The sequence below is a fragment of the Allobosea sp. 10L417 genome, assembly GCF_056395485.1.
This window is the reverse complement of sequence record NZ_JBFTJP010000001.1, coordinates 429,776-449,608: the sequence shown is the minus strand read 5'-3', so window position 1 is coordinate 449,608 and position 19,833 is coordinate 429,776. Positions and strand designations below refer to the sequence as shown.

General features: G+C 67.7%; 18 protein-coding genes and 1 other RNA gene. 14 read left to right on the top strand and 5 right to left on the bottom strand.

The features are described 5' to 3' along the window. The first annotated feature begins 6 nt into the window (after window positions 1-6). Window positions 7-412: RNase P RNA component class A (rnpB, locus tag AC1DE3_RS02405), an RNA gene on the top strand. A 62-nt stretch (window positions 413-474) separates the two neighbouring features. Here the strand turns inward: rnpB and AC1DE3_RS02400 are convergent. Then, a complete protein-coding gene (locus AC1DE3_RS02400) occupies window positions 475-897 on the bottom strand; it encodes an organic hydroperoxide resistance protein (RefSeq protein ID WP_441513852.1) in 423 nt (140 codons plus the stop codon). 147 nt (window positions 898-1,044) lie between these two features. Here AC1DE3_RS02400 and AC1DE3_RS02395 point away from each other — a divergent pair, with 147 nt between their 5' ends. The 9 genes from AC1DE3_RS02395 (at window position 1,045) to murD (ending at window position 11,130) form a co-directional block, all read left to right on the top strand. Next, on the top strand, window positions 1,045-1,509 hold the full coding sequence (locus tag AC1DE3_RS02395) for a MarR family winged helix-turn-helix transcriptional regulator (RefSeq protein ID WP_476779065.1): 465 nt from the start codon (window positions 1,045-1,047) through the stop codon (window positions 1,507-1,509). A gap of 468 nt (window positions 1,510-1,977) precedes the next feature. Next, complete coding sequence (locus tag AC1DE3_RS02390; protein WP_441513850.1) at window positions 1,978-2,454, top strand: division/cell wall cluster transcriptional repressor MraZ; 477 nt, start codon at window positions 1,978-1,980, stop codon at window positions 2,452-2,454. After that, window positions 2,451-3,482: a 16S rRNA (cytosine(1402)-N(4))-methyltransferase RsmH gene (rsmH, locus tag AC1DE3_RS02385; protein ID WP_476779066.1), complete on the top strand. Its 1,032-nt coding sequence runs from the start codon at window positions 2,451-2,453 to the stop codon at window positions 3,480-3,482. Before AC1DE3_RS02390 ends, rsmH begins: the two co-directional genes overlap by 4 nt. Before the next feature lie 2 nt (window positions 3,483-3,484). Then, the gene (gene ftsL / locus AC1DE3_RS02380; protein ID WP_476779067.1) at window positions 3,485-3,883 is read left to right on the top strand and encodes a cell division protein FtsL; all 399 of its coding nucleotides are present in this window, start codon (window positions 3,485-3,487) and stop codon (window positions 3,881-3,883) included. Between the two features lie 26 nt (window positions 3,884-3,909). Beyond that, entirely contained in the window at window positions 3,910-5,658 is a 1,749-nt protein-coding gene (locus AC1DE3_RS02375; protein WP_476779352.1) for a peptidoglycan D,D-transpeptidase FtsI family protein, read from the top strand. Between the two features lie 27 nt (window positions 5,659-5,685). Further along, a complete protein-coding gene (locus AC1DE3_RS02370) occupies window positions 5,686-7,140 on the top strand; it encodes a UDP-N-acetylmuramoyl-L-alanyl-D-glutamate--2,6-diaminopimelate ligase (protein WP_476779068.1) in 1,455 nt (484 codons plus the stop codon). Further along, the gene (locus AC1DE3_RS02365; protein ID WP_476779069.1) at window positions 7,137-8,561 is read left to right on the top strand and encodes a UDP-N-acetylmuramoylalanyl-D-glutamyl-2,6-diaminopimelate--D-alanyl-D-alanine ligase; all 1,425 of its coding nucleotides are present in this window, start codon (window positions 7,137-7,139) and stop codon (window positions 8,559-8,561) included. The genes AC1DE3_RS02370 and AC1DE3_RS02365 overlap by 4 nt, the downstream gene beginning before the upstream one ends. Window positions 8,562-8,582: 21 nt before the next feature. Next, window positions 8,583-9,665 (top strand): phospho-N-acetylmuramoyl-pentapeptide-transferase, encoded by a 1,083-nt coding sequence (gene mraY / locus AC1DE3_RS02360; protein WP_441513846.1) that lies wholly within the window; start codon window positions 8,583-8,585, stop codon window positions 9,663-9,665. A 10-nt stretch (window positions 9,666-9,675) separates the two neighbouring features. Continuing rightward, window positions 9,676-11,130, top strand: a complete 1,455-nt coding sequence (gene murD / locus AC1DE3_RS02355; RefSeq protein WP_476779071.1) for a UDP-N-acetylmuramoyl-L-alanine--D-glutamate ligase — start codon at window positions 9,676-9,678, stop codon at window positions 11,128-11,130. A gap of 9 nt (window positions 11,131-11,139) precedes the next feature. On the opposite strand, the gene AC1DE3_RS02350 is transcribed toward murD, so the two are convergent. From AC1DE3_RS02350 to AC1DE3_RS02340, 3 genes are read right to left on the bottom strand one after another with little or no spacing between them, the layout of a single operon-like run. After that, window positions 11,140-11,769 (bottom strand): Isoquinoline 1-oxidoreductase subunit, encoded by a 630-nt coding sequence (locus AC1DE3_RS02350; protein WP_476779072.1) that lies wholly within the window; start codon window positions 11,767-11,769, stop codon window positions 11,140-11,142. Continuing rightward, window positions 11,769-13,949 carry a xanthine dehydrogenase family protein molybdopterin-binding subunit gene (locus AC1DE3_RS02345; protein WP_476852032.1) on the bottom strand — a complete coding sequence of 727 codons (2,181 nt, stop codon included), beginning with the start codon at window positions 13,947-13,949 and terminating at the stop codon, window positions 11,769-11,771. The genes AC1DE3_RS02350 and AC1DE3_RS02345 overlap by 1 nt, the downstream gene beginning before the upstream one ends. A gap of 3 nt (window positions 13,950-13,952) precedes the next feature. Then, window positions 13,953-14,411, bottom strand: a complete 459-nt coding sequence (locus AC1DE3_RS02340; RefSeq protein ID WP_476779074.1) for a (2Fe-2S)-binding protein — start codon at window positions 14,409-14,411, stop codon at window positions 13,953-13,955. A 202-nt stretch (window positions 14,412-14,613) separates the two neighbouring features. On the opposite strand from AC1DE3_RS02340, the gene AC1DE3_RS02335 reads away from it, so the two are divergent. Then, window positions 14,614-15,237 (top strand): TetR/AcrR family transcriptional regulator, encoded by a 624-nt coding sequence (locus AC1DE3_RS02335; protein WP_476852031.1) that lies wholly within the window; start codon window positions 14,614-14,616, stop codon window positions 15,235-15,237. 7 nt (window positions 15,238-15,244) lie between these two features. On the opposite strand, the gene AC1DE3_RS02330 is transcribed toward AC1DE3_RS02335, so the two are convergent. Then, window positions 15,245-16,495 carry an MFS transporter gene (locus tag AC1DE3_RS02330; protein ID WP_476779076.1) on the bottom strand — a complete coding sequence of 417 codons (1,251 nt, stop codon included), beginning with the start codon at window positions 16,493-16,495 and terminating at the stop codon, window positions 15,245-15,247. Window positions 16,496-16,590: 95 nt separating this feature from the next. On the opposite strand from AC1DE3_RS02330, the gene AC1DE3_RS02325 reads away from it, so the two are divergent. The 3 genes from AC1DE3_RS02325 (at window position 16,591) to murG (ending at window position 19,824) form a co-directional block, all read left to right on the top strand. Further along, window positions 16,591-17,454 carry a LysR family transcriptional regulator gene (locus AC1DE3_RS02325; protein WP_476779077.1) on the top strand — a complete coding sequence of 288 codons (864 nt, stop codon included), beginning with the start codon at window positions 16,591-16,593 and terminating at the stop codon, window positions 17,452-17,454. A gap of 129 nt (window positions 17,455-17,583) precedes the next feature. Beyond that, on the top strand, window positions 17,584-18,717 hold the full coding sequence (locus tag AC1DE3_RS02320) for an FtsW/RodA/SpoVE family cell cycle protein (protein ID WP_441513838.1): 1,134 nt from the start codon (window positions 17,584-17,586) through the stop codon (window positions 18,715-18,717). 3 nt (window positions 18,718-18,720) lie between these two features. Further along, a complete protein-coding gene (gene murG / locus AC1DE3_RS02315) occupies window positions 18,721-19,824 on the top strand; it encodes an undecaprenyldiphospho-muramoylpentapeptide beta-N-acetylglucosaminyltransferase (protein ID WP_476779078.1) in 1,104 nt (367 codons plus the stop codon). Window positions 19,825-19,833 lie beyond the last annotated feature (9 nt).

Below are 19,833 nucleotides of genomic sequence, written 5' to 3'. Positions count from 1 at the left end.
CCCTCGCCAGTCGGCCGGACGGCCGCTCCCGCTCGCGGGGGAGGAAAGTCCGGGCTCCACGGAAACACGGTGCCGGATAACGTCCGGCGGGGGCGACCCCAGGGAAAGCGCCACAGAGATCGAACCGCCTCGCGCTGAGAGCTTCGGCTTTCTTGGCGAGGTAAGGGTGAAAAGGTGCGGTAAGAGCGCACCGCGGACCCGGCAACGGGGACGGCATGGCAAGCCCCACCGGGAGCAAAACCGAATAGGGACGATGCTTTCCGCGCAAGCGGGGAGGGGCAGGTTTCTGTGCCCCGTCGTCCGGGTTGGTTGCTCGAGGCGCGCAGCGATGCGCGTCCCAGAGGAATGGCCGTCACGTCGGGGGAGCGATCCTCCGGCCATCCAGAACCCGGCTTACAGGCCGACTGGCACCTCCAGATACGAAAAGGGCCGGGAGTGATCCCGGCCCTTTCGCATTTCGACACATGCGGCCGCTCAGGCCACCTGCAACTCGACGTCGATGTTGCCGCGGGTGGCGTGGGAATACGGGCAGACGATATGGGCCTTCTGGACGAGGCTCTCGACCACCGCCTTGTCGACGCCCGGGACCGAGATCGTCAGCTTGGCCGCAATGCCGAAGCCGGTGCCGTCATCGCGCGGGCCGATTCCGACATCGGCGCTGACGCGGGCGTCCTCGGGGATCTTCACGCCTTCCTTGCCGGCGACGAATTTGAGCGCACCGAGGAAGCAGGCCGAATAGCCCATCGAGAAGAGCTGCTCGGGGTTGGTGCCGTCGCCGCCGCCGCCGCCAAGCTCCTTCGGGGTGTTCAGGACGAGCTTGACGTTGCCGGTATCGGTTGCGGCCTGGCCTTCGCGGCCGCCAGTGGCGGAACCATGGGCGGTGTAGAGGATTTTCATCGGAACGCTCCTTCTCTGCGGTGAACTGATGCTTGCTATTTAGATTGTGTACAATTAGATTGTCAACAATTAATTTGCGCGAACCTCGCGACGGTTGATCGCACGAGCAAATTCGGGTTTGCCTCAATGCGAAAGGGCGAGGGTGAGATGGCTGATCGGGATGAGGCTGAACAAAAGATGCCCCGGCTGGAGCAGCAGCTCTGCTTTGCCGTCTATCAGGTCGGCCATGCCTTCAACCGGGCCTACCGGCCGATCCTGGCCGAGCTCGGGCTGACCTATCCGCAGTATCTGGTGATGCTCGCGCTGTGGGAGCGGGATGGGCTCACCGTCAAGGAACTCGGCGAGAAGCTGATGCTGGATTCCGGCACGCTGACGCCGCTGCTCAAACGGCTCGACGCCGCCGGCATCATCCGGCGCGAGCGTGACGAGCGCGACGAGCGCCAGGTTCGCGTCCGGCTCGCCGAGAAGGGCGAGAAGATGCGGGAGAGGGGGCGCTGCGTGCAGGGTCTGATCGGGCAGGCTCTGGGTGCGACGGCGCAGGGCGCCGAGCAACTGCGCGACCAGCTCGACCTCGTCCGTGACGCGCTGCTGGCGGCGTCCCGCGACGTTTGAGCATGCCGCCATTCACTGGCAGCGCTCGGTCATTCCGGGCTTGACCCGGAATCCATCGCAGGGCGGCGGAGCCTTGTGATGGATTCCGGATCGGTGCTGCTTCGCGGCTCGCCCGGAATGACCGCGTTTTTCCGCAAACATTTTTCGGTGCGGCGATGTCGCGCGTCACCGGGCCGCTCGGCTCGGCGAAGCCAATTTCTGCGCGCTTACGGATACTTAACCTTAACGAGCTGTGATGGCGGGGAGTCCTCGCAGGGGTGCTTCCGCGCCTGTGATTCCATTGACGCCCATTATTGCCCATGCTATCCCAAATCATCCCGTCGAAGCCGGCAGGCAATCCAAGGGTCAAGGTCCGTGTGCCGCGCGGATTTTGGCTGTCGGAGGCGCCTTGCCTGCTTCGGCGGGGGGTCTTTTCGCCGCCCGCCACGCCGCGCTGCGGCGCCATGAGGTGCAAGCCGGGAGGCGGCGTTGACGGACCGCTTCGTCTCGAACTTCACCAATCGACTCGATGCCAAGGGGCGCGTTTCCATTCCATCGAGTTTCCGGGCGGTCCTTGCGAAGGACGGCTACGAGGGGCTCTATGTCCATCAGGCGCTCGACCTGCCGGCGCTCGACGCCGGCGGCAACGCGCTGCGGGCCACGATCGACGACATTCTGGCGCGTTTCTCACCGTTCTCGGACGAGTGGGAGCTGCTTTCGACGGCGCTCAACGGCACCTCCGAGGTGCTGAAGGTCGATACGGAGGGGCGGATGGTGCTGAGCGAGGCGCTGAAGGCGCATGCCGGGATCGGCGACACCGTGACCTTCGTCGGCCACGGCCACAAATTCCAGATCTGGGAGCCGGAGCGTTTCCGCGCCCATCTCGAGGCAGCGCGGACGCGCCTGCGCGACGTCAAGCGCACGCTGGGCGGCCTCGCCGGGCCGGCCGGAGGAACAAGTCCATGACCGGTCATTCGGACGCGGCCGCGGGCGGAGCGGCCCGTCACGTGCCGGTCCTGCTCGCCGAGGTGCTGGAGGCGCTCGCGCCGCGGCCGGGCGGGCGCTATCTCGATGGAACCTTCGGCGCGGGCGGCTACACCAAAGCGATCCTCGATGCGGCGCCGGATGCGATCCTGCTTGGGCTCGACCGCGACCCGACGGCAATCGCCGGTGGGGCCGACCTCGTCGCGGCGATGGCCGGGCGGCTGACGCTGTCGCAGGCCTGCTTCGGCGAGCTCGCGGAGGAGGCGCAGCGCTTCAAAATGGTGCCGCTCGACGGCGTCGTGCTCGATATCGGTGTCTCGTCGATGCAGATTGACCAGGCGGAGCGCGGCTTCTCGTTCCGTTTCGACGGACCGCTCGACATGCGGATGAGCGGGCAGGGGCAGAGCGCTGCCGACATCATCAATCAGTCTGAGGAAGGGCTCCTCGCCAACATCTTCTACCACTATGGCGAGGAGCGTCGCTCGCGCGCCGTCGCCCGCGCCGTCGTCGAAGCTCGCCGCAAGGTTCCGCTCACCACCACCAAGCAGCTCGCAGACCTTGTCGCCGGCATCGTGCGCGGGGAACCGGGTGGGGCGCATCCGGCGACGCGCGTCTTCCAGGCGCTGCGCATCGCCGTCAACGACGAACTCGGCGAGCTCGTCAGAGCCCTGCACGCGGCGGAGACGGTGCTGAAGCCCGGCGGCCGGCTGGTCGTCGTAACCTTCCATTCGCTGGAAGACCGGATCGTCAAGCAGTTCTTCGCCGAGCGCTCTGGCCGCGTGCCGTCCGGCTCCCGCCATGCTCCGGCCGTGGCGGCGGCGCAGCCGACCTTCCGGCTGATCGCCAAGGGCGCGGTTGCGCCGTCCGACGCGGAGATGCGGACGAATCCGCGGGCGCGCTCGGCCAAGCTGCGCGCCGCCGAGCGCAACGAGGCGCCTGCACGCGGCGCCGATGCCGGGCTCGTCGCGCTTTCGACCGTTCCCGATCCGCAGCCGCGCCGGAGATCCTGAGCGTGATCAAGCTCCTGCATGTCATCGCCATCGGTGCACTGGTCTCCTCGGCGGTCTATGCCTATTCGATCAAATACGAGACGACGCTGGCGGCCGAACACCTCCAGAAGCTCAAGAGCAAGACCCAGCGCGAGCGCGACGCCATCCAGGTGCTCAAGGCGGAATGGCAGTTCCTGAACAGGCCCGACCGGGTCCAGGCGCTGGCCGAGCGGCATCTCGACCTGCAGCCCTTCGTCGTGACGCAGGTCGTCAAGCCTTCCGACATCCCCAATCGCGGGCCGAAGGTCGATACCATCGGCCGCAAGCTCGAGGATCTCGGCCTGGGCCTCCCCACCGAAACCCCGAGGAGCGCCAGGACGGGCGGCACGACGAGCGCCACGACGCCGGGGGCGATGCCATGACCGAGCCGAAGCAGAACGAGGCGCCGATGGAGCAACAGCACGAGGCCGCCGAGGGTGCGGTCAAGCGCGGGCGCCTGGCCTGGTTGCGCGACGTTTTCCGCATGAGCGGGGAGAAGAGCCAGCCGCGCGTCGGCCTCGTCATCCTCGGTTTCTCCGCGCTGTTCATCGCCATCACCGGCCGGCTCGTCATGCTGGCGACGCTGCCGAACGAGCAGGTGGGCCTGCGCCGCGCCACCTCGAACGCCATCTCCGCCGCGCGGCCGGACATCACCGACCGCAACGGCGAGGTGATGGCCACCGACATCCGCACGGTTTCGGTCTTCGCCGAACCGCGCAAGATCCTCGACAAGGACGAGGCGACCGAACTGCTGACGGCCGTGCTGCCGGATCTCGACGCCAAGGATCTGCGCGACAAGCTCGGCACCAAGAAGGGCTTCGTCTGGGTCAAGCGCGAGATCACGCCGCGCCAGCAGGCCGAGGTGCACCGGCTCGGCATCCCCGGCGTCGGCTTCGTGCCGGAGAACAAGCGCGTCTATCCCAACGGTACGGCGGCGGCGCACGTGCTGGGCTTCGCGAGTGTCGACAATGTCGGCATCGCCGGTATCGAGAAATACATCGACTCGCAGGGGCTGCAGGACCTCAACGGTGCCGGCCTCGCGACCGAGGCGAATGATCTCAAGCCGGTTCAACTCTCGATCGACCTGCGCGTCCAGCACCTGCTGCGCGACGAGCTTTTCAAAGGCATGGAGCGCTTCAAGGCCATCGCGGCGGCCGGCGCGATCATGGACGTGAACACCGGCGAGGTGATCGCGCTGGCGTCGCTGCCGGATTTCGACCCGAACAACCCGGTCGACGCGCTGGAGAAGGACCGGATCAACCGGATGAATGTCGGCGTCTACGAGATGGGCTCGACCTTCAAGGCGCTGACCATCGCGATGGCTCTCGACTCCGGCAAGGTCAACATCAATTCGAGCTTTTCGACCGCCGGCGGCATGATGCGGTTCGGCCGCCAGGTCATCAAGGAATACCATGGCACCGGCCGCAATCTGACGGTGCCGGAGGTCTTCCTGCACTCGTCCAACATGGGCTCGATCAAGATGGCGCTGGCCGTCGGCGTCGAGGGCCACAAGGCCTTTCTCAAGAAGATGATGCAGCTCGACCGGATGACGACGGAGCTGCCGGAAAGCGCCGCCCCGATCGTTCCGCAGCGCTGGGGCGAGATCAATACAGCGACCATCGCCTTCGGCCACGGCCTCGCGGTGGCGCCGCTGCAGGCGCTCGCCGCCGTCGCGGCGCTGGTCAATGGCGGCTATCTGATGAAGCCGACCTTCCTGAAGCGCTCCGAGGAGGATGCGCGCAAGGTGGCGACGCGCGTGATCAAGCCGGAGACCTCGGAGGCGATGCGCTTCATCATGAGGCTCAACGGCGAAAAGGGCTCGGCACGCAAGGCCGATATCCCCGGCTATTTCGTCGGGGGTAAGACCGGGACGGCCGAAAAGGTGGTCAACGGCCGCTATGCCAAGAACAAGAACTTCACGACCTTCACGGCGATCGCCCCCTCCGACAAGCCGAAATATCTCTTCCTCGCGATCTATGACGAGCCGAAGGGATATGCCGAGAGCGGCGGCTATTCGACCGCCGCGTGGAATGCGGGCGTGACGACCGGCAAGGTGATCGAGCGTGCGGCGCCGATCCTCGGCCTGTCCCCGCGCTTCGAACCGCCGCCATCGCCCTTCCCGCTGATGGCCAAGCTCGGGGCCTGGGGTTCGCGCTGAACTCAGCCTATAACGGTGACCATGACGATGACCGGATACAGCCTCGGAGACCTCTTCCCCGAGACTTTCGACGCCGACGCCGCCAGCCAGCAGGTGCATGGCGTCGCCTTCGACAGCCGCAAGGTCACGGGGGACGACGTCTTCGTCGCGCTCGCCGGCGCGAAGGCGGATGGCGCACGCTTCATCATGGATGCGGTGGGGCACGGCGCGGTCGCCGTGATTTCCGGCGGCCCGCGCCCGGCCGACCTGCCGGCGGGCGTCGCCTTCGCTGAGGTCGACGATCCGCGGCTCGCACTGGCGCTGGCCGCTGCGAAGATCCATCCGCGCCAGCCTGAGACCATCGTCGCCGTGACAGGGACGAGCGGCAAATCCTCCGTCGCGGATTTCACCCGGCAGATCTTCCAGGCGCTTGGTCATGAGGCCGCGAGCGTCGGCACGATTGGTGTCGTGACGGCCAAAGGGGCCGATTACGGCTCGCTGACCACGCCCGATCCGCTCTCGCTGCATGCCTCGCTTGATATGCTGGCGGGCGAGGGCGTCACGCATCTCGCGATGGAAGCTTCCTCGCACGGGCTCGACCAGCGTCGTCTCGACGGCGTACGGCTGAAGGCCGGCGCCTTCCTCAATCTCGGGCGGGACCATCTCGATTATCATCCCAGCCTCGAGGACTACCTCGCCGCGAAGCTCCGGCTCTGGATGTTGTTGCCGGAGGGCGCGCCCGTTGTGATCAATCGCGACGAGCCCTTTGCGGAAGAGGCGGCGCAGGCTGCAGCCATCGCCGGGCATCCGATCATCGGCATCGGCCGCAAGGGCGAGACGCTCACGCTGCTGGCCAATGAGCGCGACGGCTTCTCGCAGCGCCTGACGGTCGGCTTCGACGGGCAGCAGTTCTCGGTCGCCCTGCCTCTGGTCGGCGATTTCATGGCGGGCAATGCGTTGGTCGCCGCCGGGCTCGCGATCGCGACCGGTGAGGACAAGGCTGCGGCGCTGCGGGCGATTTCCGGGCTCACGGGCGTAGCCGGGCGGTTGGAGCGCGTTGGAGAGGCCAACGGCGGGCTTGTCGTCGTCGACTACGCCCATAAGCCCGATGCGCTCGCGGCCGTGCTGACGACGCTGCGCCCCTATGCGACCGGGCGGCTGATCTGCGTCTTCGGCTGCGGCGGCGACCGCGACAAGGGCAAGCGCCCGCTGATGGGGGCGATTGCGGCCGAGAAGGCCGACATCGCCATCGTCACCGACGACAATCCGCGCAGCGAGGACCCGGCGACGATCCGGGCCGAGGTCATGGCCGCCTCGCCGAAGCTGTTGGAGATCGGCGACCGCGAGGAGGCGATCAGAAGCGCGGTGTGCATGCTGATGCCTGGGGATTTGCTGGTCGTCGCCGGAAAAGGCCATGAAACCGGCCAGATCATAGGCGACCGCACATTGCCCTTCTCGGATCACGACGTCGTCCGGAAAGCGCTATCGGAGATTGCAGGATGAGCGCCCCGCTCTGGACCGGAGATAAGCTGATCGCGGCGCTGGGCGCGCGTGCCGAGGGAGCGGTCCCGCCGGCCGTGACGGGCGCTTCGATCGACACCCGCACGCTCGAGCCAGGCGATGTCTTCTTCGCCATCAAGGGCGAGGCGCGGGATGGGCATGACTTCGTCAAGGCCGCGCTGCAGAAGGGCGCCGCGCTGGCCGTGATCGACGAGGCGCATGCGGCGGAATTCACGGGCGCGGGCGCGCTCGCCGTGGTGCCCGACGTGCTCAGGGCGATGGAGCAGGCCGGTACGGCGCGGCGCGCCGAGCTGAAGGCGAAGGTCATCGCTGTCACCGGCTCGGTCGGCAAGACCGGCACCAAGGAGGCGCTGCGCCTCGTGCTGTCGCGGCAAGGCAGGACGCATGCGCCGATCGCCTCCTACAACAACCATTGGGGCGTGCCGCTCACATTGTGTCGCACTCCCAGCGACGTGGCATATGCGGTCTACGAGATCGGGATGAACAGCCCCGGCGAGATCGTGCCGCTGGCGCGGATGGTGCGCCCGCAGGTTGCGATCATCACCACGATCCAGCCGGTGCATCTCGCCGCTTTCGCCTCGGTGGAAGGGATCGCGGAAGAGAAAGCCGGTGTCTTCTGGGAGCTGGAGAAGGGCGGCACGGCGATCGTCAACGCCGACATCCCGCAATCCGAATTGCTGCGCGACATCGCCAAGTCCGGCCCGGCCGGGCGGATCATCACTTTCGGCGAAAGCCCCGATGCCGATGTGAAGCTCGTCTCCTGCGCGCTGAAGCCGGACATGTCGACGGTCGAGGCCCGTGTCTTCGGCGAGCCTGTTACCTACCGCCTCGGCAGCCCGGGCAAGCATATCGTGCTGAACTCGCTCGGGGTGCTCGCGGTCGTCCATGCACTGGGTGCCGACCTTGCTCTTGCGGCGCTGGCGCTCGGCGACCTGAAGCCCCCGGCCGGGCGAGGGGCGCGGCAGATCCTGCATGCGCCGGGCGGCGCGCTCACGCTGCTCGACGAGAGCTACAACGGCAACCCCGCCTCGATGCGCGCTGCGATCGAAAATCTCGGCCGCCTGCCGGTCGAGGGCAGGGGCCGCCGCATCGCCGTGCTCGGCGACATGCTGGAGCTCGGATCGACCGGCGCGGAGCTGCACAAGGGCCTGTCCGAACCGCTCGTCGCCAACAGGATCGACAAGGTCTTTGCCTGCGGGCCGCTGATGAAGGGGCTCTATGAAAGCTTGCCTTCGCCCATGCGGGGGGCTTATGCCCCCGGGGCGGGCGAACTGGAGCCGCTCGTGCTCGATGCGATCCGCGCCGGCGATGTCATCACGGTCAAGGGGTCGCTCGGCTCGCGCATGGGGCCGATCGTCAAGGCGATCCTCGCGCGCTTTCCTGCCGTGCCTGCCGAAGACTGACCCTTAAGAGAACGCCCAAGCATGCTCGTCTGGCTCGCCGAACTCTCCGGCACCTTCCCGATCCTGAACGTCTTTCGCTACATCACCTTCCGCGCAGGCGGGGCGACGGCGACGGCCCTGCTCTTCGTCTTTTTCTTCGGCCCGGCTGCGATCTCCTGGCTCAGGATCAAGCAAGGCAAGGGCCAGCCGATCCGCACCGACGGGCCGGAGACGCATCTCGCCAAGCGCGGCACGCCGACCATGGGCGGGCTGATGATCATGTCCGGCCTGTTCGCTGCCGTGCTGCTCTGGGGCAATCTGCGCAATCCCTATGTCTGGATTGTGCTCGGCGTAACCGCCGCCTATGGCGCCATCGGCTTCTATGACGACTATCTCAAGGTCACCAAGCAGTCGCATAAGGGCTTTTCGGGCAAGGCGCGCATCTCGATCGAGGTCGTGGTCGCGCTGATCGCCTGTTATGCCATCATGCAGACGCAGCCCGCGGCGATCGGCTCGGGTTTCGCGATGCCCTTCCTCAAGGAAGCGATCATCCCGCTCGGCATCCTGTTCCCGCTGGTCACGGCCTTCGTCGTGGTCGGCGCCGGCAATTCGGTGAACCTGACCGACGGGCTCGACGGCCTCGCCATCGTGCCGGTGATGATCGCGGCCGGCACCTTCGGCTTCATCTCCTATCTCGTCGGCAACGCGATCTTCGCCAACTACCTGCAGATCCATCACATCCCCGGCGCAGGCGAGCTCGCCGTCGTCTGCGGCGCGGTGATCGGCGCCGGCCTCGGTTTCCTCTGGTTCAACGCGCCGCCGGCCCAGATCTTCATGGGCGACACCGGTTCGCTCGGCCTGGGCGGCCTGCTCGGCACCATCGCGGTCGCGACCAAGCATGAGATCGTGCTCGCCATCGTCGGCGGTCTCTTCGTCGTCGAGGCGCTCTCGGTGATCATTCAGGTCGCCGTGTTCAAGCGCACTGGCAAGCGCGTCTTCCTGATGGCGCCGATCCACCACCATTTCGAGAAGCTGGGCTGGACGGAGCCGCAGGTGGTGATTCGCTTCTGGATCATCTCCGTGGTGCTGGCGCTGGTCGGCCTCTCCACGCTCAAGCTGCGCTGAGAGCGTGAGCATGACGCCCGTCACGGTCTTCGCCGGGCGCAAGGTCGCCCTCTTCGGCCTCGGCGGCTCCGGCCTCGCCACGGCGCGTGCGCTGAAGGCGGGCGGTGCCGACGTCGCCGCCTGGGACGACAATCAGGGCAGCCGCGACAAGGCGGCGGCGGAAGGCATCGCCGTCATCGATCTGGCAAGTGCCGACTGGTCGGGCTTCGCCGCCTTCGTGCTCTCGCCGGGTGTGCCGCTGACGCATCCCGAGCCGCACTGGACGGTCGGCAAGGCCAAGGCCGCGGGCGTCGCGATCATCGGCGATGTCGAGCTGTTCTTCCGCGAGCGGGCGAAGATCGCGCCGGGTTCGCCGGTCGTCTGCATCACCGGCACCAATGGCAAGTCGACCACGACCGCGCTGATCGCCCATGTACTGAAGGAAGCCGGCCGCCATGTGCAGATGGGCGGGAATATCGGTACGGCCGTGCTGGCGCTCGAGCCGCCGGCTGCGAACCGCATCCACGTCATCGAATGCTCGAGCTACCAGATCGACCTCGCGCCGACGCTGGCGCCGACCGTCGGCATCCAGATGAACCTGACGCCTGATCATCTCGACCGGCACGGCTCGCTGGAGAACTATGCGGCGATCAAGGAACGGCTGGTCGCCGCCGCCGATATCGCCGTGGTCGGCGTGGATGACGAGGCCTCGAAGCAGATGGCGCGCCGGCGCGCCGCCGGGGGGCGGCCGCTCGTGAAGATCAGCGGCGAGCAGCCGCTCGACGAGGGCGTCTTCGCCGGGGTCACCGCCAATCAGGGCCGGCTCGATACTCGGATCGTCGAGGTCAAGGATGGCAAGCCGCGAGTCGTCGCCAATCTCGCCGGTATCGGCTCGTTGCGCGGCTCGCACAATGCGCAGAACGCGGCTGCGGCCTTCGCCGCCTGCTCCGCGCTGGGCCTTTCGGCAGAAGAAGTCGCTGCTGGCTTCAAGACCTATCCCGGACTGGCGCATCGCATGGAAGAACTCGGCCGCATCGGCCGCGTCGTCTTCATCAACGATTCCAAGGCGACCAATGCCGACTCGACCGAGAAGGCGCTGACCTCCTTCCACGACATCTTCTGGATCCTCGGCGGCAAGGCCAAGGAGGGCGGCATCGAATCCCTGCGCCGCTACTTCCCCAACATCGCCAGGGCCTATCTGATCGGCGCGGCGAGCGACCTCTTTGCCGCGACCTTCGACGATGACGGGCGCGTCGCCTATGAGCGCAGCGTCACGCTCGACAAGGCCGTTGCGGATGCCACCCGCGACGCGTTGGCGAAGCCGGGCGAGGGCGAGATCGCGGTGCTGCTCTCGCCGGCCTGCGCCTCCTTCGACCAGTTCCCGAATTTCGAGGTGCGCGGCGACGCGTTCCGCAAGCTGGTCGCGGAGCTGCCTGGCCTGGTGCCCTTCGGGGCGGCAGGAAATCCGGCCAGCCCGAAGGGCTGATCCAACAATTCACGACGCCGGGCAGGCGGCGCCGCTATCGGCCCAGGCCTGCATCAGCGCGCCGAACTCGGCCGCCGTGCCGGGTGCGGGCGTGCGCCCCTTGCCGGGATTCCAGCCCCAAAGCACGAGGCTGTCGGTGGTGACATGCTTGATCAGCGCTGCGGTGTCGCGGCTGCCGTTGCGGCTCTGGTCCTTCAACTGCTCGCAGATCTGACCGAGCGTCTTGCCTTCCCAGGCCATCGAGGCCGGGGCGAGGGCCCAATGTCCGTCGCCCGGAACCCCGGCCGGGTCGAAGTTCTCCTTGCCATGGCAGGTCGCGCAATGGAGGCCGGTCGCGCCGTGGCCATCCTTGCCGCGTACGACCACCGGCTCGTGCAGCTTGCGTGCATCGCCCTGTCGGGGCCGCTCCGTCGCCGGATGGCAGTTCATGCAGCGCGGATGCGTGAGCACCTTGCCCATCTCGTTGAAGAGCGCGACCGAGCGGTCGCGCTGGTTGGCGATGGCGGAGAAGCTCGAAGCAGGTCGCAAGCTGGCGCCGCCCGGCTGGGCCTGCCCGGCGTTCTGCGCCCGCGTCATGGCGCTGCCAGTGAGGCAGACGGCAACGGCCGCCGCCGCGGCGAGGATCAGGTTCCTGCTCATCAGACGGAACCTCCCTGCATCGGCAGCTGGCGGGGCCGGCCGTGGCCGAGCGCGGCGAGCGCGTTCGCGACGGCAGGACCGATCGGCGGCACGCCGGGCTCGCCGACGCCGGTCGGCTTCTCGGTGGAGGCGATGATCCTGACCTCGACGTCCGGCATCTCGTTGATGCGCAACGAACGATATTCGTGGAAATTGGTCTGGACCGGACGGCCGCCGTCGAGGGTGATCTGGCCATAGAGGGCGTGGCCGAGGCCGAAGCCGATGCCGCCCTCCATCTGGGCGCGGATGATGTCGGGATTGACGGCAACGCCGCAATCAACGGCGCACCAGACCTTGTGGACCTTCGGCTCGCCCTCCGGCCCGATCGAGACTTCGGCGATCTGGGCGACGTAGGAGCTGAAGCTCTCGACCACCGCGACGCCGCGGGCGCGGCCATCGACCGGCGCGGAGCCCTTCCAGCCCGCCATCTCGCCGACGGCCTTGAGCACCGCGGCGGCGCGCGGGTGCCTGTCGCCCATCATGGCGAGCCGGCCCTGCAGCGGGTCCTGCCCTGCGGCCTGCAACAGCTCGTCGACGAAGCACTCGACGGCATAGCCGGTATGGGTGTGGCCGACGGAGCGCCACCATAGGGTGGGCACGCCGACCTTGGGGTTGTGCACCTCGCAGCGGAAATCGGGCGCCTCGTAGAAGATCTCGTTGGCGCCCTCGACCGAGGTCGCGTCGATGCCGTTCTTGACCACGAAGGACTCGAAGGGCGTTCCGAGGAAGAAGGATTGGCCGACCAGCGTGTTCGACCAGGCGGTGATCTTGCCGTCCTTCACCGCGCCCCTGAGGCGATGCACGAAGAGCGGCCGGTAATAGCCGCCGGTGAGGTCGTCCTCGCGGGTCCAGATCACCTTGACCGGACGGTTCGGGCCGATCGCCTTGGCGGCCATGGCGAGTTCGGCGGCGAGGTGCTGGCTGACCTGCGCGCGCCGGCCGAAGCTGCCGCCGGCGAGCATGGTTTCGAGGTTCACCTTCTCCGGCGGCAGGCCGAGGATGGTGGCAATGGTCTGGTGCTCGGTGGTCTGGAACTGACTGCCGAAGCGGGCATGCGCCTTCTCGCCATCCCATTCCAGATAGCCGTCGAGCGGCTCCATCGGCGCATGCGCGAGATAGGGGAAGACGAACTCGGCCTCGACGACGCGATCGGCCTTGGCGAGCGCGGCCTCGGCGTCGCCATGGCTGCCGGCGACAGTGCCGGGCTGCCGGGCGAGGCGGCGGTATTCGGCGATCAATTCGGCGCTGCCGCGCTTCTCCGCCTCGCTATCGTCCCAGGTGACCTTGAGGGCTTCGCGTCCCTTCACTGCCGGCCATGTCCCGTTGGCATAGACAGCGACGCCGGAGCCGATCTGCTTGACGTCGACGACGCCCTTGACCTTGAGCGCCTGCGAGGCGTCGAAGCTAGCGACCTTGCCGCCGAAGCGCGGCGAGCGAGCGACCACCACCGTCAGCATGTTCGGCGTGTGGATGTCGATGGTGAACTGCGCCTTGCCGCGCGTCTTATCGGCGGTGTCGAGCCGCTTCACCGCGCCTTCCTTGCCGATCAGCCGGTAGGCCGAGGCGGCCTTCAGCGGCGGGTTCTCGGGCACGGGCAACTTGGCGGCGGCCTCGGCGAATTCGCCGAAGCGGCCCTGCTTGCCCGAGGCGTGGCTGATCACGCCGCCCTCGACCTTGATCTCGGAGACCGGAACCTTCCAGGCGGTGGCGGCGGCTTGCACGAGCATAGTACGCGCCGCGGCGCCGGCCTTGCGCATCTGCTCCCAGCTATTGGCGATCGCGGTCGAGCCGCCGGTGCCTTGAACGCCCAGCGCGAGATTGGCGTAGAGCTTGACGTCAGCCGGCGCGTGCTCGGCGCGCATCTGGCTCCAGGCGGCGTCCATCTCCTCGGCGGCGAGGGTGGCGAGGCCAGTGAACGGCCCCTGGCCGAACTCGATATGCTTGACGATCACCGTGACGGTGTCGTCCGGCGCGACGCGGATGAAGGCGTTGGGGGCAAAGGCTGCGTTGCCGCCAGGCCTGAAGCCGGCGGCGGCGCCGGACTGGGCGCGGGCATTGCGCGGCAGGTTGAAGCCGATGACGAGGGCGCCCGCGCCTGCCAGCAAGGCGCGGCGGGAGAGCTTGGGATCATGCGCGGTCATGGCTCAGATCTCCAGCGCGCGGGCCGCGTCATGAATCGCGGCGCGGATGCGGACGTAGGTGGCGCAGCGGCAGATATTGCCGTTCATCGCGAGGTCGATGTCACGGTCGGTAGGCTTGCGGTTTTCCTTGAGCAGGGCGATCGCGCTCATGACCTGGCCGGACTGGCAATAGCCGCATTGCGGCACGTCGCGGGCGATCCAGGCGGCCTGGACGGCATCCGCCTCCTTGCCGGTGAGGCCCTCGATAGTGGTGATCTCGCTGGTGCCGACCGCGGAGACCGGCGTCACGCAGGAGCGCAGCGGCTGGCCATCGATATAGACTGTGCAGGCGCCGCATTGGGCGACGCCGCAGCCGAACTTGGTGCCGGTGAGGCCGATATTGTCGCGGATCGCCCAGAGCAGGGGCGTGTCGTCGTCGACGTCGACGCTATGCGTCGTCCCGTTGACCTTGAGAGAGACCATGGCTGCCTCCGAATGCTGGCATGACGCAGCGCGGCACCATGGTGCGGATCGAGGGCTCGCCCTCGAAGGCCCGATCTGACATATCAGATGGCGGGCGATGCATCCGTAGCCCTGGGTCGCGCGACTGGACTAATTAGACGATTTGAGTCTAATTAGGATGGTCGCGCGCAGTTTGGATTTTGTCAAGACTACTGACGCTGCAATGCCGGACAGAAGCGAAAGTTCCAGCTCCATCCCTGTCGATGACGCGAATGCGCGCGTCGACCAGATTGCCGATGCGGCGCTGCGGCTGTTCGCCCGCTACGGCTACAAGCGCAGCTCGATGGACGACATCGCCAGGGAGGCCGGGCTCGCCAAGGCGACGCTCTACCTGCACTTCAAGGGCAAGGACGATGTCTTCCGGGCCATGCTGGACCTGCTCGGACGCCGCGTCGAGGCACGTTGCCGTGAGGTTGTCGCGACGAAGGGTGCGTTTGCGCAACGGCTTGCGGCCCTGCTTCAGGCTCATCACGGGCAGGCCTATGCCAGCTTCGGCACGGGCGAACATCTCGTCGAGCTGAAGGCGGTGATGAACACCATCGCCACGCGCGAGCTGCAGGCCTTCGAGCAGATCTTCGCCCGATGTGCGCGCCTGCTGCTCCAGGAAGCGGAAGCCCAAGGCGAGATCGTGATGTCCAGCGCCTCCGTCTCCGTCGATGATTGGATTGCCGGGATCATGTTCGCCGCAGCCGGTGCGAAGACAGGGACGCCGCCCAGCTGCGAGATCTATGCGCAACGGCTTGCCGGTATCGCCCGCATCTTCGCGGCGGCGGTGGGCAAGGSGTGAGGGCGGTCTATTTGTCCGCCCGGTTGCCATGCGCCGCGAGCGGAATGGCGGTGACGACGACGGGGGCGATCAGCAGCGCCCAGGCCCAGGAGTAGCCGAACTGGTCGACGACCAGGCCGAAGAGCCAGGGGCCGGCAGCCATCACGATGAGGCAGAGCGTCGAGGCGAAGCTGACGGTCGAGGCGATGGAATTCGGCGGCGCCATTTCCGCGATCTGGAGCAGGTAGAGCGGGAACCAGCCGATGCCGAACAGGCCGAAGCTGACGAGTATCGTCGCCGCCAGCCATGCCGGCGTGCCCAGCGGCAGGAGGGCGAAGACGGCGGCGGTCCCGGCCCCGATCAGGGCGATGGCTGCGAAGGAGCGCGGGCGGTGTCCGGGCCAGAGCCGGTCGCTCAGCCAGGGCAGTCCGACGCGGCCGGGAATGCCGGCCAACTGCGCGAGCGCGAACAAGCCGGCGGCGCCGACCATGCCGAAGCCGAGCGAGCCCGCCATGTAACCGATGGCGTGGGCGGTGAAGGTGAACTGGAAGGCCGACATCGCGATGCCCAACCGCAGGACGGGCCAGAATTGCGGGTTCTTTCCGACGGTGCGGACCAGGGCGCCGAGCCGCAATGGCTCCTCGCGCTTTGCTCCCGGCGCGGCCTGCCCACCCTCACGATAGAACAGCAGGAACAGCAGGCTGCCGAGGACGGAAACGCCCGCGCTGAACCAGGCGGCGGCAGACAGGCCGGCCCGCGCGGCAATGAGGGGCAGGAGCGCCGCCGCGATCATCGTGCCGAGCGGGACGGCGGCCTGCCGGAAGCCGGTCGCCAGGGCGCGATGGCGCGGCGGGAACCAGCGCATGATGGCGCGGGTGCCGCCCGGCTGCACGGCCGCATAGGTGCCGCCGAGAAAGACCATGCTGATCAGAAGACCGGTCAGCTCCGTCGCGAAGGAAGCAGCGGCCATCGCGGCCGCCATGCCCAACATGGCGAGGCTCACGACGATGCGCTCGCCATAGCGGTCTATGGCGCGGCCGATCGCGTAGATCGTCGCGATCTGCGTGCCATTCATCAGCGTGACCGCCAGGGAAGCCGAGGCGAGCGAGACGCCGAAGGCATCGCGCCAGAAGGGGCCGAGGATGTAGACGCCCTGCGAGACCACGGAGCCGGCGGTCTGCGTCCCCACGGCGACCGTGAGGACGGTCCAGATGGAGATGCTGGTCTGTGCCGGCTCTCCGCTTGGCGCGGGCGGGGCGGTGAGGGCGGTTCTGGTCATCGGCTCTTGATCCCGGGAGGTGAGCCCACGACCAGACGTCAATTTTCATCTCATCGGAATTGTTGTGATCTGGATATCAATGATATCGTTCTGTTATGGATATCCGCCGCCCACTCGACCCCGAGGCCGTCGAGACCTTCGTGCTCGCCGCCGATCTGCGCTCCTTCACCAAGGCCGCTGCCGCGCTGAATACGACGCAGGCTGCGGTCTCGCTGCGGCTGAAGCGGCTGGAGGCGCAGATCGGCCAGCGCCTGCTTGAACGCACGCCGCGCCGCATCGGCCTGACTCCCGCGGGCGAACGTTTCCTCGGACCGGCGCGGGATGTCCTCGCCGCCCATCGGCGCGCCACAGAGGCGTTGATGCAGGAGAGCGTCTCGTTGAGCCTCGGCGTCACGCATCATCTCGTCGGCCCCGAGCTGACGCGGGCGATCCAAGTCGCCGGCCAGCAGGGCGGCGGCGTGACGCTGTCGCTGCGGACGGGGCTCTCCCGTGGGCTGCTTGAGATGTTCGATGCCGGCGAGCTCGATGCGGTCATCGTCCTGCGCCATGACGCCAGYCGGCGCGACGGGGAAACCCTGGCCGAGTCGCGGTTCGGCTGGTTCGCTGCGCCGACATTCTCGCCGTTCCAAGGCGAGCCGCTGCCGCTCGCGGTGCAGCGGCAGCCGTGCAATCTCCGGGCGATGGCGGTCGAGGCGCTTGCCGTCGCGGGCCTGCCCTGGCGGGAGGCATTCGTCGGGGAGGGGGCGGCTTCGGTGGCCGCGGCTGCGAGCGCCGGCCTCGGTCTCGCGCCGCTCGCGCATTGCGCCGTTCCCGCAGGGCTGGTCGATGTCGGCGCGCGCTTCAAGCTGCCGCCGTTGCCGACACGGCCGATCATCCTGCACTCGGCTGTGAGCCGGCCGCGGGCCGCTGCGCTGCTCAACGGCATGGCGGCGGCGTTCCGTTCCGCGGTTGTGCGATGATGTGGATGGCGGCGCCCCGAAACTGCTGATCCGACGCATCGGAATCAAACGTTAACCATTCATTGACAGAGTGATTCGTCACGCAGGCGCGGCCAGAGTCGCGCAGAATTTATCGATGGGATGCCCGTCATGGTCTCGCGCGCGGAACCTTCTCTCAGCGGCCGCTGGTGGTGGTCAATCGATCGCCTGATCCTCACCGCGCTTGTCGCCCTGATGGTCTCGGGCGTCGTGCTGCTGATGGCCGGCGGACCGCCGGTGGCCGAGCGGCTCGGCCTCTCGACCTTTCATTTCGTCAACCGTCAGGCCGCCTATCTCGCCGTCGCGATGGTGATTTTCCTCGGCGTCTCGCTGATGACGCCCAGGCAGGTGCGGCGCGCGGCGCTGATCATCTACGTGGTCTCGCTCGCCATGGTCGTGGCGACGCTCTATTTCGGCGTCGAGGTGAAGGGCGCCAAGCGCTGGCTGACGCTCGGGCCGTTGGGCTCTGTGCAGCCGTCCGAGTTCCTGAAGCCCGCCTTCGTCGTGATGGCTGCCTGGGCCTTCGCCGAAGGCACGCGCCGGCCGGACCTGCCGGGCACGATCCTGGCGCTGCTGCTGCTGCCGGTCACGATCGTGCCGCTGGTGCTGCAACCCGACTTCGGTCAGACCATGCTGGTCAGCCTGGTCTGGGCGGGGCTGTTCTTCGTCGCCGGACTGCACTGGTTCTGGGTGATCGGGCTCGGCGGCGTCGGCGCCGTCGGTATCCTCGTCGCCTACGAACTGGTGCCGCATGTGCGCGCCCGCATCGAGCGCTTCATGGACAAGGGTTCGGGCGATACTTTCCAGGTCGATACGGCGCTGGAGAGCTTCGCGCAGGGCGGCTGGCTCGGGAAGGGGCCGGGCGAGGGCACGGTGAAGCGCATCCTGCCCGACGCGCATACCGACTTCATCTTCGCGGTCACCGCCGAAGAGTTCGGCGTGGTCGTCTGCATGCTGCTGGTCATGCTCTTCGCGGTGATCGTGCTGCGCTCGCTGTTCGTGGCGCAGAAGGCGGAGGATCCGTTCATCCGCCTGGCCGTGACTGGGCTCGCGCTGCTCTTCGGCATCCAGGCGGCGATCAACATGATGGTCAATCTGCACATGATGCCGGCCAAGGGCATGACGCTGCCCTTCATCTCATATGGCGGCTCGTCGCTGCTTTCGCTGGCAGTCGGTACCGGCTTCCTGCTGGCGCTGACGCGGCGGCGACCGCGCTCGGTCGATTTCGGCTCCTACGGGCGCTGAAGCATGGCCACGGGCAAGCTCATCATGCTGGCGGCCGGCGGGACCGGCGGCCATCTCTTTCCGGCCGAGGCGCTGAGCCACGCGCTGCACGCCAAGGGCCTGCGCGTCGTGCTGATGACCGATACGCGCGCCGCCGAATATGCCGGCAATTTTCCGGCCGAAGCGGTCCATGCCGTGCCGGCGGCGACGCCCTCCGGCCGCTCGCCCCTGCAGAAGGCAATGGCGCTGTTCCACATCGTCAAGGGCACCTTTGCGGCACGGCGGATCATCAAGCAGGTCCGGCCCGATGTCGTCGTCGGTTTCGGCGGCTATCCGACCGTCCCTCCGGTGCTCGGTGCCTCCCTTGCAGGCGTGCGCACGCTGATCCACGAGCAGAACGCTGTGATCGGCCGCGCCAACCGCTTCCTCGCCGGACGCGCCGACGTCATCGCCACGGGTTTCGCCAAGGTCGGCGGATTGACCCCGGTGCAGCAGGCGAAATGCCGCCATGTCGGCAACCCCGTCCGCCCCGCCGTGATCGAGGTCGCCGGCCGCGAGTATGACTGGCCGGGCGAGGGCAAGATCAGGCTCCTCGTCTTCGGCGGCAGCCAGGGCGCCCGCATCATGGCCGACATCGTGCCGGCTGCGATCCAGCTCCTCAGCGACGCCGAGCGGGCGCGGCTGACCATCGTCCAGCAGGCGCGTGCCGAGGACGAGGAACGGGTGCGCGGCATCTATGACAAGCTTGGCGTAAAGGCGACGATCGCGCCCTTCTTCAAGGATTTGCCCGCGCAGATGGCCGCGTCGCAACTGGTCATCGCCCGTTCCGGCGCTTCCACCGTCGCCGAGCTGTCGGTGATCGGCCGGCCCGCCATTCTGGTGCCGCTGCCGGGCTCGCTCGATCAGGACCAGGCGGCCAACGCCGCCTTCCTCGAAGAGGCGGGTGGAGCGATCCGTATTCTCCAGCCGGAACTCACGCCGCGGCGCCTCGCCAGCGAGTTGTCGCAGCTCATCGCGCGGCCCGCGCACTTGACGAGCATGGCCGCAAACGCGAAGAGCGCGGGTATCCCCGACGCTGCCGACCGCCTGGCCGATCTCGTGATCGCCACGGCCCATTCTTCGAACTGACAGGATTCG